At 63.4% G+C, this 12,463-nt stretch carries 11 protein-coding genes and 1 pseudogene; all 12 read right to left on the reverse strand.

The genetic code is table 11. The features are described from left to right. Nucleotides 1–88 precede the first annotated feature (88 nt). Nucleotides 89–1,279: a Gfo/Idh/MocA family protein gene (locus ACFQ50_RS23525; RefSeq protein ID WP_377998023.1), complete on the reverse strand. Its 1,191-nt coding sequence runs from the start codon at nucleotides 1,277–1,279 to the stop codon at nucleotides 89–91. A gap of 32 nt (nucleotides 1,280–1,311) precedes the next feature. Further along, complete coding sequence (locus ACFQ50_RS23530; protein ID WP_377998024.1) at nucleotides 1,312–2,130, reverse strand: sugar phosphate isomerase/epimerase family protein; 819 nt, start codon at nucleotides 2,128–2,130, stop codon at nucleotides 1,312–1,314. Between the two features lie 329 nt (nucleotides 2,131–2,459). Continuing rightward, nucleotides 2,460–3,593 (reverse strand): agarase, encoded by a 1,134-nt coding sequence (locus ACFQ50_RS23535; RefSeq protein ID WP_377998025.1) that lies wholly within the window; start codon nucleotides 3,591–3,593, stop codon nucleotides 2,460–2,462. 26 nt (nucleotides 3,594–3,619) lie between these two features. After that, on the reverse strand, nucleotides 3,620–4,594 hold the full coding sequence (locus tag ACFQ50_RS23540) for an ABC transporter permease (protein WP_377998026.1): 975 nt from the start codon (nucleotides 4,592–4,594) through the stop codon (nucleotides 3,620–3,622). Next, on the reverse strand, nucleotides 4,575–6,155 hold the full coding sequence (locus ACFQ50_RS23545; protein ID WP_377998027.1) for a sugar ABC transporter ATP-binding protein: 1,581 nt from the start codon (nucleotides 6,153–6,155) through the stop codon (nucleotides 4,575–4,577). The genes ACFQ50_RS23540 and ACFQ50_RS23545 overlap by 20 nt, the downstream gene beginning before the upstream one ends. A gap of 1 nt (nucleotide 6,156) precedes the next feature. After that, entirely contained in the window at nucleotides 6,157–7,314 is a 1,158-nt protein-coding gene (locus tag ACFQ50_RS23550; RefSeq protein WP_377998028.1) for a substrate-binding domain-containing protein, read from the reverse strand. 165 nt (nucleotides 7,315–7,479) lie between these two features. Beyond that, the gene (locus ACFQ50_RS23555; protein ID WP_377998029.1) at nucleotides 7,480–8,361 is read right to left on the reverse strand and encodes an alpha/beta fold hydrolase; all 882 of its coding nucleotides are present in this window, start codon (nucleotides 8,359–8,361) and stop codon (nucleotides 7,480–7,482) included. A gap of 49 nt (nucleotides 8,362–8,410) precedes the next feature. Continuing rightward, nucleotides 8,411–9,565 (reverse strand): substrate-binding domain-containing protein, encoded by a 1,155-nt coding sequence (locus ACFQ50_RS23560; protein ID WP_377998030.1) that lies wholly within the window; start codon nucleotides 9,563–9,565, stop codon nucleotides 8,411–8,413. A gap of 102 nt (nucleotides 9,566–9,667) precedes the next feature. Further along, complete coding sequence (locus tag ACFQ50_RS23565) at nucleotides 9,668–10,159, reverse strand: hypothetical protein (protein ID WP_377998031.1); 492 nt, start codon at nucleotides 10,157–10,159, stop codon at nucleotides 9,668–9,670. A 118-nt stretch (nucleotides 10,160–10,277) separates the two neighbouring features. Next, on the reverse strand, nucleotides 10,278–11,348 hold the full coding sequence (locus tag ACFQ50_RS23570; RefSeq protein WP_377998032.1) for a LacI family DNA-binding transcriptional regulator: 1,071 nt from the start codon (nucleotides 11,346–11,348) through the stop codon (nucleotides 10,278–10,280). A gap of 621 nt (nucleotides 11,349–11,969) precedes the next feature. Then, nucleotides 11,970–12,239 carry a hypothetical protein gene (locus ACFQ50_RS23575; protein ID WP_377998033.1) on the reverse strand — a complete coding sequence of 90 codons (270 nt, stop codon included), beginning with the start codon at nucleotides 12,237–12,239 and terminating at the stop codon, nucleotides 11,970–11,972. Nucleotides 12,240–12,283: 44 nt separating this feature from the next. Next, nucleotides 12,284–12,463: pseudogene (locus tag ACFQ50_RS23580) on the reverse strand (hypothetical protein); the annotation flags it as partial.

Here is a 12,463-nt window from a genome sequence, read left to right on the forward strand (position 1 = left end):
GGGTGGGGGGGGGGGGGGCGGGGGGGGGGGGGGGGGGGGGGGGGGGGGGGGGGGGGGCCCCCCCCCCCCCCCCCACGCTCCTGAATAGCTACTTTGCGGTCGTGGATAGTTCGCCGACCGATGGTACGTCCACCCAGGCGCCCTTGTCGGCTGAGGTGATGATGGCGTCATCGATGAGAGCGGTCTGGTAGCCGTCGGCGAAGTTCGGGCTCACGCTGCCGCCTTCTGCGATGGCTTTGAAGAAGTCATGCGCCTCGATGATCTTCGTTTCGCCATAGCCGATGCCCAGGGCGGGGATCGGCCAGAGCCCGTCCCCGTAGGGATGGGCTGGGCCGGTGTAGACGGTCCGGAAACCGCGCCGGTCGTTCTGGTCGGAGGCGAAGCAGACCTGCAGCTCGTCGCGGCGCTCATAGTTGAATGCGATGCTGCCTTCGGTGCCGTGGATCTCGAAGGTGATGAAGTTATTGCGGCCGTAGGCGTTGCGGGTGGCCTCGATGGAGCCGACGGCGCCGTTGGTGAAGCGGACCATCGTCATGACCTCGTCGTCGACGTCAACCTCGCCACGGGGTCCTTCGCCGCCGCGGACGTTCCCGAGCGCGTCGGCGCCCCCGGTCTGCAGCGGACGTTCCGGGATCCACGTTGAGAGGACCGAGTTCACCGAGGCGAACTCGCCTGCAAGGTAGCGGGCCATGTCAACGACGTGGGTGGCGATGTCGCCGAGGGCTCCGGACCCGGCGATGTTTTTCTGGAAGCGCCAGGACAGAGGGGAATTGGGGTCCGCGGACCAATCCTGGAGGTAGGTGCCGCGGAAGTTCAGGATTCGCCCGATGGCACCTTCCTCGATGTACTTCTTGGCCAGGGCGACGGCGGGGGTCCGGCGGTAGTTAAAGGCCACCATATGCACGATTCCGGCGTCCTTGACCGCGTCGTACATGGCCTTGGACTCCTCAACGGTGCGGGCGAGGGGCTTTTCGCAGATGATGTGCTTGCCGGCCTGGGCTGCGGCGATGGCGATCTCGGCATGCAGGTGGTTGGGGGTGGCAATGTCGACGACATCGATCGCCGGGTCATCGACGATCCGGCGCCAGTCGGCGGTGGAGTTTTCAAAGCCGAAGCGGCGGGCGGCCTCTGCGGCCAGTGCGTCGTTGGCTTCGGCGATGGTGTGCCGGACGGGGAGGGCCGGGGCGGGCCAGAAAAACATGGGCATGGCCGAGTAGGCCAGGGAGTGGGCCTTGCCCATGAAGCCGCCTCCGATGAGGCCGACGTTGAGGTTCTTCACGATCATGTTCCTTTCCTGAGAAGCATTGGGGGCTAGGGGAGGAGTTCTTGGAGGTATCGGCGGCTGATCTCAGCCGCCTCCCGTGGGTTGCCGCCGTACTCATCGAGCTCGACCATGAGCCAGCTGTCGTAGCCGCTCTCCTTGATGGCCTGGACGATGTCCGGGAAGTCCAGCTCACCCTGCCCGAGGGGCAGGAAGGAGAAGGGGTCCTTTCGCAGATCCTTGAGGTGGACGTGGCGGATCCGCTCGGGGTACTTGCGGATTATGGCGGCCGGGTCCGCCCCGCCGGCGGCGAGGTGAGCCGTGTCCGGGCAGAAGCCGATCCGGGTGAGGGGCATGAGGCGCTCCAGCTCGTCAGGGCTCTCGACGATGGTGGTCAGGTGCGGGTGGTAGCTGGCGGTCAGCCCTGCGGCCTCGGCGATGTCGGTGACCCGGTCCAGTGCCTCGCCGAGGCGCCGGTAGTCTTCTTCCGTCGTGCCGGCGGCGCGCCGTGCGCCACCTCCAACGACGAGGCGTTCGGCCCCAAAGGTCGCGGCGAGCTCGGCCGCACGCTGGATGCGGTGCAGCTCGTCGGGCAGGATGTCCGCGTAGATAAAGTTTGCGCCGGTGTAGACGCTGACGAGTGAGACACCGGCTTCTTCCAGAATGCCGCGGAGCTGCTCCGGATTGTCCTCATAGCGGGCGAGGTTGCCGTCGAACATTTCCACGCCCTGGTAGCCCGCCGCGGCGATGTCTTTGACGGCGGTGTCCATTGACCCGTGCGTCAGATAGAAGAGGTCCTTGACGCTGGTCACGCCGACCGGATGGCCGACGACGCCGCCCCAGGTGATGGTGCAGTATCCGAGTTTCATGGTTCTGCCTTTCAAAGGAGGGATGGGGTTGCTAGGGGGCCACGAATGCGGGCCAAAGGCGACGGCAAGGACGATGCCCTGCTGTCCGGGCGGCCCAGGAGCAGGCCGTTGCGATCAGCAGGGCCGGTCCTTGCTGGCAGAGGAGGCACAGTCTGGCATCTGAGCTGAATCTGCTCTCCGTGAACGTTTACGATTGCTTTCAACGGTAGTTCCGGGAGTTGCGGCGGGGCTGAGCCGCCCGTGCAGTAGTGTCAAGCGCCGGCAGGCCGGGCCGCCGCCAGAGTAGCGGGAGGTGGCTGACGGAGCCTGTGATTAGGAGGGGTGGGCTGTCATTTCCGTTGCTGTGCTGTGGCCTGTGCCTGGGCGTTGGCTTCGCGGATCCGGTCGGTCATGTCTGTGTAAAACTCGTCCTCCGGGTCCTTGATGCCCCAGCCGCGGCCGAGGTTCTCGATGTAGCCGCACCAGTGCCAGCCGATGATCCAGGGCTCGGCCATCACCTTGGCGAGCCCGTTCGCGTAGTCCGCGCCGCGCTCGGCGTGAGTGTTCATGTCGCTTGTTCGGTGGGGGTTCATGTCTGTGGGTACCCAGTTGCCGATGTCTGCGATGACCACAGGCTTGCCGGTCAGTTCGTGCCAGCCCCGGAGGTCTTCGATCATGGTCTTGTATTCCGCCTCGGACTTGCCGGTGAAGTACTGGACGGAGAGGACGTCCACGAAGGGGACCATCGCGCGCAGGGCCGCTTCCGGGATGCCTTTATTGCCGTTGTAGCGGTCACCGAGGATCAGGTGGTTGGGGTCGTAGCGGCGGATGGCCTCGGTGATGGTTTTGTAGTACTGGGTTGCGACCTCGAAGAGCTTCTTGTCGTGCTCTTCCTGGTTGAGTCCGTCGAATCCGGGCCAGAACCTGCCCGCGGCGTGGGGCAGCCAGGCGGGGATGTCCACGAGGAAGTAGCCGATCAGGTTCCGGCTGTTCTTGTGGTCGGAGACCATCCGTCGGGCGATCCAGTCCGCGTACTTCTGGAAGTCCTCCCCGAAGACGTCCCGGAAGGCGGGGTGGCCGTTCCAGTCCTCGATCTCCTGCACGCGGATCTGCACGACGTAGGGCATGCCGGCGTCCAGCAGGTGCTGGTCGGGCCAGGGGAGGGAGTGGCCAAGGTCCACAGGGTCCCCAAACCAGTCCAGGGCCTCGCCCCAGCCGCCGCTGATGTACTGCGACGTCCAGCCGATCGTGTTGAAGTTCAGATCCTGGAGGTCGCGGACCACGCCCTTCGTCCAGGCCTCCCGCGAGCCGTACTTGCGCTCGAAGATCTCCATGTTATGCGGGTAGCGCAGGTCGGTGTCGTCGATGTGGTTCAGGGCCAGGGAGAGGAACGGTTTGCCCTCCGGGTCCACGAAGCTCCATGCTCCGTCGCTGTTGCGGGCCACCTGGAAGAATCCATTTTCTGGTGTTTCAGTTGCTGACATTTTCAATCGCTCCTTTGCGGGTTCTGCTACTTCTTGCTGAGGGACACGGCGGCGATGATGATGGCGCCCTTGATGATCTGCTGCACGGAGGAGTCGACGCCCATGAGGACCAGCCCATTGTTCATCATGCCGATGATCAGGGATCCTGCAAGGGCTCCGATGACAGTTCCTTTGCCGCCGAAGAGGCTGACGCCGCCGAGGATGACGGCTGCGATGACGTCCAGTTCGAGGCCGACGCCGACGTCCGGGCGGGCCGCATGGGCGATGCCGGTGAACAGGAGCGAGGCCACGCCGACGAGGGCTCCGGTGATGACGAAGGACAGAATCACCGTGCGGTGGGTCTTGACGCCAGTGAAGCGGGCCGCCTGGGGATTGCCGCCCGTGGCGAAGACCCGGAGCCCGAAGACGCTCTTGTGCAGGAGCACGAAGCCGAGGGCAACAATCACGATGGTCCAGACGACGGCGATGGGAACGCCAAGGATGCTGCTGTCGCCGAAGATGCTGAAGTAAGGCCGGTTGGCGATGAGCACCGGGCGCGTGTCCGTGATGAGCAAGGCGATACCGCGGGCGACGCCGAGCATGCCCAGGGTGACCAGGAAGCTTGGTATCCCGAGCTTCACGGTCAGCAGGCCGTTGACGAATCCAAAGGCGACGCCGACGGCGATGGCCGCCAGAGCGCCGAGCACCCAGAAGTTGGAGAGATGTTGGAGTGCCAGAGCCGAGGCCATTCCGGAGAGTGCGAAGACGCTGCCGACGGAGAGGTCGATCTGGGCGTTGACGATGACGAGTGTGACTCCGACGGCGATGATGGACACGATCGCTGTCTGCCGGCCCACGTTGGCGAAGTTCTGCACGCTGAAGAAGACAGGCGAGGCAATGGAGAAGAAGAGCATCAGTCCCACGAGCGCAATGTAAACGAAGTATTCGCGAACGAAGTCCATTGGGGACCGGCTGCCCCATCGCGGCCGGGTCAGGCTGAAGCTATTGGTGATCGCGCTCATGGCTCTCACGAACCCTTTCGTTGAGTCTTGAATAGATGTACTGATCTGTCATGTCCGGTGTGACCTTTTCCGGCTCGCTCATGGACGTGGAGGTCATGAAGTAGATTTCGTCGCATAGCTCCTGGAGTTCGACGAAGTCGGAAGAGGCGACGATGATTGCCGCACCCTCTTCCGCGAACCGGTGGATGACCCGGTAGATTTCCTGCCGTGCGCGGACGTCGACGCCCTGGGTCGGTTCATCCAGGAGCAGGAGGTGCATGCCCGGCTGGAGCCATTTGGCGAAGACGACCTTCTGTTGGTTGCCGCCGGACAGTGTCTGCACGGGGCTGTCGACCGAGTTCGTTTTCACCTGCAGTGTCTCCACAAGGCCCTTGATCAGTGACCGTGCTGCCCGGTTGTCGACGAGGCCGCCCTTGTGCAGTGACTTGTAGTGGGCCAGGGTGAGGTTTCGCTGGATCGAGTGCTGCAGCACGAGCCCCGAGCGGTGCCGGTCCTCGGGGACGAGCGCGACTCCCGCGCTGAGTGCTTCCCACGGGTGCTTGAAGCGGACTGTCCTGCCATTGAGCATGATTTCCCCGGCGGTGCTGCGACGCATGCCGCCGATCGTTTCCAGCAGCTCGGTGCGGCCGGTGCCGATCAGCCCGGCAATGCCGACGATCCGCCCGGCCTCAGCCCTGAAGCTGATGTCTGAGAACCGGTCCCCGGCCAGCCTGGATACCTGCAGTTTCGGTCCGCTGGAGGAGCTGGCCAGCTGTTCGGGGTGGGCGAACCTGTCGAATGCTTCCTTCGGCGGCCCGGGCTCCTGGGGTTCCACGCCTGTGATCTCGCGGACCAGCGAGTTCATCTCCATATCGGCTACGTCGGCGGTCAGCACCTTCCTGCCGTCGCGGATGACCGTCACCCGGTCGGCCAGTTCGAAGACCTCGGTGAGGCGGTGGGTGACGTAGATGATGCCCACGCCTGACTTCTGGATGTCTCGGATGCTCTTGAACAGCAGCAGCTGATCCGCCTTGGTCAGGGTCGAAGTCGGCTCGTCCAGCACCAGGACCCGGGCGTTCCGGTGGATGGCCTTGGCGATCTCGACAAGCTGACGGGAGGCGACCGAGAGGTTCTCGACCAATTCCTGAGGCGGCAGGTGCAGCCCCAGAGAGTCGACGAGTTCCCGGGCCACGGTGTTCATCTTCTTCTTCTGCACGATCCCGAAGGCGTTTCGGAGCTCGTTGCCGAGGAAGATGTTCTGGGCCACCGAGAGTGACGGGACGAGGCTGAGCTCCTGGAAGACCGTCGCGATGTCCGACTGGACGCGTTCGCGCCCGTCGATTTCGACACTTCCCTCGTCCTGCGGCTGGACGCCGTCGAGAATCTTGATCAACGTGGACTTGCCGGCGCCGTTGGGGCCCAGCAGTGCATGAACCTCACCGGGACGCAGATCGAAATCGACGTCTTTCAGGGCATAGACCCCGCTGAAAGCCTTGCTGACACCACGGGCCTGGAGTATTGGCCTGCCGTAGACCTGCCCGGCTTCGCCCACTTCCGTGGCTGTTTGCTTGTTAGTGGCCATGTCACTGGCCTCCGCAGAGTCCGGAGGTTTTGCATGCGTCCAGGACTTCCCGGGGCGGCTTGGAATGGAAGATCGCCTCGTATTTCTCCAGGAGGTTCCCCGGCGTGACGGCGACGGCCGGAAGGGCAACCCACGCCGGTACCTTGTTGCCGATCAGGGCGTGTGCGGCAGCCATACCCTCGGCGACTCCCTGGTTGTAGGGCTCCTGTGCACCAATGGCCTTGATGTAGCCGCCGCTGGCCATCTCAACGGCGTCTTCAGTGCCGAGGTCGATCGTCGTGATCGGAACGCTGATTCCGGCGTTGCGGAGGGCGGCGACGGACTGCATGGCTGGTGAATCCCAGATGACAAAGAGCCCTTTGACGTCAGGGTTTGCAGTCATGAAGTTGGCCGCGGCGGGTCCGACGGCGTTGGTGTCCGTGAAGCCGACTTCTTTGATCTTCACGTCCGGGCGGTTCTCCTTGAACCATTCCTTAACCCGCAGGGTGCGCTGGTTCGTGGTGTAGAAGTCGACAGCGAAGTCCACGATGCCGGCTGTACCGTCCTTGGGGATGAACTCCGAGAGGGCGGCTGCGGCAATCTGGCCGTTGCCCTGGTTGTCCGGGGCGATCACCGCCTGATAATCCGAGGGGTAAGAGAGCCCGGAGGCAGGCATGTGGATGAAGACGAGTTTGATGCCGGCGTCCGCGACCTTTTTATAGGTCTGGGCGGTGGCTACATCGTCAGTGGGGATGCTGATGATCAGGTCCGGCTTTTTGGTGATCAGGTTCTCGAGGTCGGCAATCTGCTGCTGGACTTTGAACTTTGCGTCCGTGACTCCGATGACCTTAACGCCGAGGTCGCCCAAGGTTTTTTGAATGCCTTCGATCGTCAGGCGGGACCAATCGATGTCCATGGTGTTCATCGAGATGCCGACGGTAAATTTGCCCTCGGCCACCTTCTTCTTGTCTTCGTCACTGAGTTTGAGTGCGTCCGCAAGTGCGGGCTTCTCGCCGTTCTTGCCCTGACCGACGATTCCGGCGGGTGAGATGGCTGCGGCGTTGACGGCGGCGGTGTCCGGGGATGTTCCGCCGCCAGCATCGCTGGAGCATCCGGACAGCGAAATGGCGATCGCGGTGAGCAGCCCGGCCGCGACGGAGAGCGTCTTTCTGCGTGTCATAAGAGTGGTCCTTCTGGTGGCCAGGGAAGCCGGGGGCGGACTTCAACCTGAGGGGAATGAAATGTGATGGAGGGAACGGGGGTCGCCGGTAGCGCGGCGTCCCCGTCTTTGAACTTCCGAGGCCGCGCGGGACAGCGGGGCAGCCGCCCCGCGCGGGTGTTGCTGTTATTCCTTGAAAAACTGCAGGTAAGCCTCGGCAAGAGCCTCCGGGTCTTCTTCTGCCAGCTGGTGGCCCCAGGGCAGGATCACGCCACGGACGTCCTCAGCAACTTCGCGCATCTGGCGCTCGTTGTCAGCTCCGATGAAGTGCTCGCTGCCAACGGCCAGGACGGGCATGGTCAGTTTGGTCTTTGCGGCCTCGCGGTTCTGCTCGGCGTCCTCGAGTGTGGCCCGGTAGATGGCGAACATGCTCCGCAGGCCTCCTGGAGAGGAGTAGCAGCGGACGTACTCGTCCAGAGCATCGGGGGTGATGGCCTGGGGGTTGTGAGTTTCGTGCTTGATGAAGTAATTGAAATATTCCCGTTCCTTGCCGGTGATCAGCAGCTCCGGGAAGTCCGGCACGTTGTAGAAGTTGATGTGCCAGAGCCAGACGTAGGTGCTGACGTTCTCCTTGGTCAGGAAGGAGTAGTCTTCGAGCCCGAAGCCGGGGAGGATCATCTCCTGGTAGACGAGTTTCTTCACCCGTTCCGGGTACTGGGCGGCGACCTGGTACGCGGTCGAGGCGCCCCAGTCTTCGCCGACGAGGTAGAAGCTCTCGTAGCCGAGGTGCGTGGCAAGCTGCGCGATGTCTTCGGCCATGTTTTTCATGTCGAAGCCGCCCTGCGGGTGCTCGGAGTCGCCCAGCCCCCGGAGATCCGGTGCGATGACCGTGAAGTACGGGGTCAGCAGGGGGATGACCCGGCGCCAGTGGTAGGACGTCTTCGGCACACCGTGAAGCAGGAACAGCGGCTCGCCTTCGCCGGCGATGGAGTAATGGAGCCTGACTCCGTTGACGAACGCGCGTCCGTGCCTGGCAGGCACTCCGTTGTGGTCCTGAATGATTTCCATGATCTAAAGCTCCTGTTTGTTGTTGATATTGCGGGATTGGTGGTTGGCATTATTTGCAGCCGTCGGTTGACTTGCAGGCATCCGCGAGCTGGCTGGGCGGATCCTGGTGATAGACCTGCTTCCACGCCTGGAGGACGTTGTTCTGAAGAACCGGCACTGCCGGGAAAGCGAGCCAATTGGGAGCGGTGCCGCCCAGGAGCACCTTGATGGCCATGTCAGCCTCGGCGAGTCCCTGGTCGTAGGGGACCTGGGCGCCCAGAGCCTTGATGTTCCCGCCGGTAGCGAGGTCGGCTGCCACATCAGAGGCGATGTTGACCGCCGTGATCGGTATGGTCTTGCCCTGGGCCCGCAGCGCCTGGTCGATGCCCACAGCCGGGACTTCCCATTCAGTGAACATTCCCTGGACGTCCGGGTTCGCCGTGAGGAAATTCCCGGCGTCCTTGCCTGAGTTGGCCGGATCCAGGAATTCGGCGACCTTGATCTTGATGTCGGGGCGGTTCGCCTTCATCCAGCCGACGAAGCCCTTCATGCGTTCCTTCGTCACGAAAAAATCGACGCCGAAGTCGAGCACGCCGACGGTCCCGCCTTGCGGGATGTACTTGGCCAGTGCCTCGGCGCTGACGGCGCCGTTGCCCTGGTTGTCGGACGAGACCATGCCCTGGTAGTCCTTGGGGTATTTCAGTCCCGAGGGCACGTTGTCCATCATGATGAGTTTGATGCCGGCAGCCCCGATCTTGCGGTAGGCCTCTGCCGTCGCGGTGTCATCCACCGGGATGCTGATGATCGCGTCCGGTTTCAGCTGGATCATGTTCTCGATGCTGGACACCTGCTTTTGGACGTCGAAGTTGGGATCGGCCACTCCCACGACCTCGGCGTCGTACGTCTTCAACCGATCGGTGATGGCCCGGACCTGTTCGGTGGACCACTCGATGTTCATGGTCTGCATGACGATGCCGACCCGGAACTTCCGCTGCTTGGCCTGGTTGACTTCCGCCTCGGTCAGCTTGACGTCATCGAGGGTCCCGGACTTTACACCGTTCGGGCCGAGTCCGACGATGTTCTTGGGCACGAGGTCTGCGGCCTTTACCTGCGCGAGTGGGTTTTCGGTGCCACCGGTTGCTGCCCCGGTGTCCGAGGCGCAGCCTGTAAATAATGCAGCGATCGTTGCGAGGGCAAGGGCCCCGGCTGTTGCTGACCTTCTCATTCTCGTTTTCCCTTCAGTTGGTCGACGGTGACCCCGATGGTGCCCGTTTTGGGCATGGCATTTCACGGTGTGGGGGTATTGGAGTTTTTGGGGTGGTGCGGCTCAGGCGAGGGCGGTCGCCAGAGCCGGTGGCAGCGGCGACAGGACGAGCCTGCCGGCGGCCGATGCCGTTCGGATTGCGGCAGCCTTGTCGGAGGCATTCAGGACCGCCTCCGCATGGGGTTTGTCCAGGAAGAGGCCCAGGGAGCACGGCCCGTAGTGGGCATGGACCCACTCCACGGCAGCGCCCGCCACCGTGGCCATGTCCCCCCGCAGCTCAACGGCGGCGCCGTCCACGGTTGTCACTGACACAGGCATACCTGCGGAGTCGACAGCGACAACCAGGCTTGCCCAAAGGACGCCGGCCTCGAAGACGCCGACGACCGCCGAGGAGCAGTGGGGTACGAAGATCCGGATGCCGAGTGCGACGTCTTCGCCTGTGCATCCAGTCTCCGCAAGCAGTTCTTCGACGTGCGTCCACTGGGCGTCGCCGATGTTGTTGGGCTCGAGGTCGGTGCGGAGCGCGAGGACCTGCTGGATGTTGTGAACCACCATGCGCTCCTTACCTCCTCGTCGAGTCACTTCCGTGAACGTTTACGAATACTATCGTGAACGTTCACGGTGCTTGTGTCAAGAGTCACATTGGGAGAAGTTGGTAAGGAATTTGCTGGAGCTATCGGCCCGGACTGGCGGCAGGCGCAGAGCTCATACGGACGACGAGGGTCGGAGGGCCGGGCGTGCGGTCAACCTCGCGGCCTTCGATGGCGCCCAAGAGAACTTCGATGCTGGCATCCGCCAGCGTGGTGAAATCCTGTCGCACGGTCGTCAACGGAGGCAGGAAGTAGTCCGAGCCTTCGATGTCGTCGAATCCGACGATACTGACGTCCTCGGGCACGCGCACACCCTTCTCGGCGAAGGCCCGGATCACCCCGAGGGCAGTGTGGTCACTGGCCGCGACTATAGCCTGGGGGAGCTTGCCGTCGTCAACGAGTCGCAATCCTGTCTCGTAGGCCCACTTGGGGCTCCAGTCGCCCTCAAGGCACAGCCCAGGGCGCAGGCCGGCATCCCGCAGTGCGGCCTCCCAGCCGCGCTTGCGCACCCGGCCGTCAAACCAGTCCATGGAGCCCGCCAAATGGGCGATGTCGGTGTGGCCGAGGTCGATGAGGTGCTGCGTCGCCATGCGCGCCCCCAGTTCCTGGTTCTCGGAATACGTGAAGACATTGGGTGTCGATGACGCCCCGGCGGCGATCATCTCGACCGGGACCCGAACCGAGGCGCTCCAGACGGCCGAGGCCATCGAAACCACCGGTGCGATGACAATGATTCCGTCCACGCCGATGTCGTCCAAGGTATCCAGAGCCTTATGCACGGACTCCTCGTAGGGCTCCTCGACCGTGGCGATAGTAGTGGAGTAACCCTTCTTCCGGGCAATGTTCTCAAGGGCCATGAGCGTCCCGACCGGGCCGAAGCGCGGCGAACCGTCAGTGAGGATGCCGATGGACGTCGAGCGGCTGGTCACGAGGGTTGTGGCCGCACGGTTGCGGCGGTACCCGATGTCCTTGATAATCTGCAGCACCCGCTCACGGGTCGCAGCATTGACATCCGGGGCGTTGTTCAGCACCCGCGAAACCGTACCGTAAGAGACGCCCGCAATCCGTGCAACATCATTGATGTTCGGCTTGCGGCGCGAAGATGATCCTGGCGGCCCTGCTTCGGCGTCCTTTTGCCTCACTGCTCCTGCCACGGACCCTCTCCTGTGTCTGTCCCTCCAGCCATGTGGGAAGCCTGACTGCCTGCTTAAGCTTACAGAGCCACGAAGTTGGATTGCCGCTCTACGCTGCGGCTCGCCGGACAGGCGAAGGAAAACGACCCCGGCAAACCTGCCCCAGCCTACATTTCGAACGAACCCCCCGAGGGGCCCGGCCGCAGCGGCGTCGGTTGTGCGCACTCGCCATGATCCAGAACCGGCAGGCGCCTTGGCTCTCCTCCAATTCAAACGATAATCGAGATTCCGCCAGTAACTCGCGGAGGTATTGGCGGACCCCGGGGACTGCGAAGTCACCTGTGCCGTAGCCCGCAGACTCGATCAGACGTGCGGCGATGAGCCTATTTCGGTACTTGGACACGACGTTTGGCTTGGCCTTGAGGATGGCGCCGATCTGACCGGCCGCAGAAGGGGCCGTCCTGGCGGCCATGGCGTCGAGGAACTCGCGGTCTGTGTCGGAAATGTCCGACAGTGCCGACTCGACGACCACCAAGGTGTTTCGTCTTTGCGCGGCGGCGATCGTACGCTTAGCGCTGCTCTCGTCCAGTTCCCATCCTGCCTTGCTCGCTTCCAGCCAGAGGTAGTAGCCGACGAGCTGAATCAGGAAGGGATACTCTTCGGTGCCTCAGCTGCTTCGTTGATGAGGCTGGCGGAGAGGCCGATGCCTCCCTGGCTGAAGAGCTCTGTGTAGGATGCGGTGACTTCGACGATCGCTGCTTCGTGGAGGTTGATCCTGTCGGCGCGCCGCAGGAAGGTGGCGACCCCTTCGTTGAGGAGGTCGGACACAGCTGATGGCAGGTCGGCGAAGATCAGGCCGATAGGCAGCCCGTCGCGGATGAAGTGCTGGACGTCGGCAGCCAGTTGGGACACGCGATGCTGGTGACACCCTTGGTCCGCTACCCCGGCAGTTGTTGTCAGGCTGTGCGGTGTTTTCGCAGGGCCCTGAATGCGGCTACGGCCCCTAGGCCCGCCAGTACCCAGGGGCCGGCGGCGACAACTGGGTCGATCCACTGGTGGTTGACGTCCGCGCGTTTTTGTCCGAACCGGGAGCGGACACCGTGGGCGGAGAACTCTGTGAGGACCCCGGTTTCGGT

It is taken from the genome of Arthrobacter sp. NPDC056493, from assembly GCF_042795115.1.
In the GTDB taxonomy this organism is placed as follows: Bacteria; Actinomycetota; Actinomycetes; order Actinomycetales; family Micrococcaceae; genus Arthrobacter.

Excerpts from the sequence above, each read along its gene's own strand:
- ACFQ50_RS23555 (WP_377998029.1), bottom strand. The coding sequence starts at position 8,361 with ATGGAAATCATTCAGGACCACAACGGAGTGCCTGCCAGGCACGGACGC.
- ACFQ50_RS23565 (WP_377998031.1), bottom strand. The coding sequence starts at position 10,159 with ATGGTGGTTCACAACATCCAGCAGGTCCTCGCGCTCCGCACCGACCTC.
- ACFQ50_RS23545 (WP_377998027.1), bottom strand. The coding sequence starts at position 6,155 with ATGGCCACTAACAAGCAAACAGCCACGGAAGTGGGCGAAGCCGGGCAG.
- ACFQ50_RS23560 (WP_377998030.1), bottom strand. The coding sequence starts at position 9,565 with ATGAGAAGGTCAGCAACAGCCGGGGCCCTTGCCCTCGCAACGATCGCT.
- ACFQ50_RS23535 (WP_377998025.1), bottom strand. The coding sequence starts at position 3,593 with ATGTCAGCAACTGAAACACCAGAAAATGGATTCTTCCAGGTGGCCCGC.
- ACFQ50_RS23530 (WP_377998024.1), bottom strand. The coding sequence starts at position 2,130 with ATGAAACTCGGATACTGCACCATCACCTGGGGCGGCGTCGTCGGCCAT.
- ACFQ50_RS23550 (WP_377998028.1), bottom strand. The coding sequence starts at position 7,314 with ATGACACGCAGAAAGACGCTCTCCGTCGCGGCCGGGCTGCTCACCGCG.
- ACFQ50_RS23540 (WP_377998026.1), bottom strand. The coding sequence starts at position 4,594 with ATGAGCGCGATCACCAATAGCTTCAGCCTGACCCGGCCGCGATGGGGC.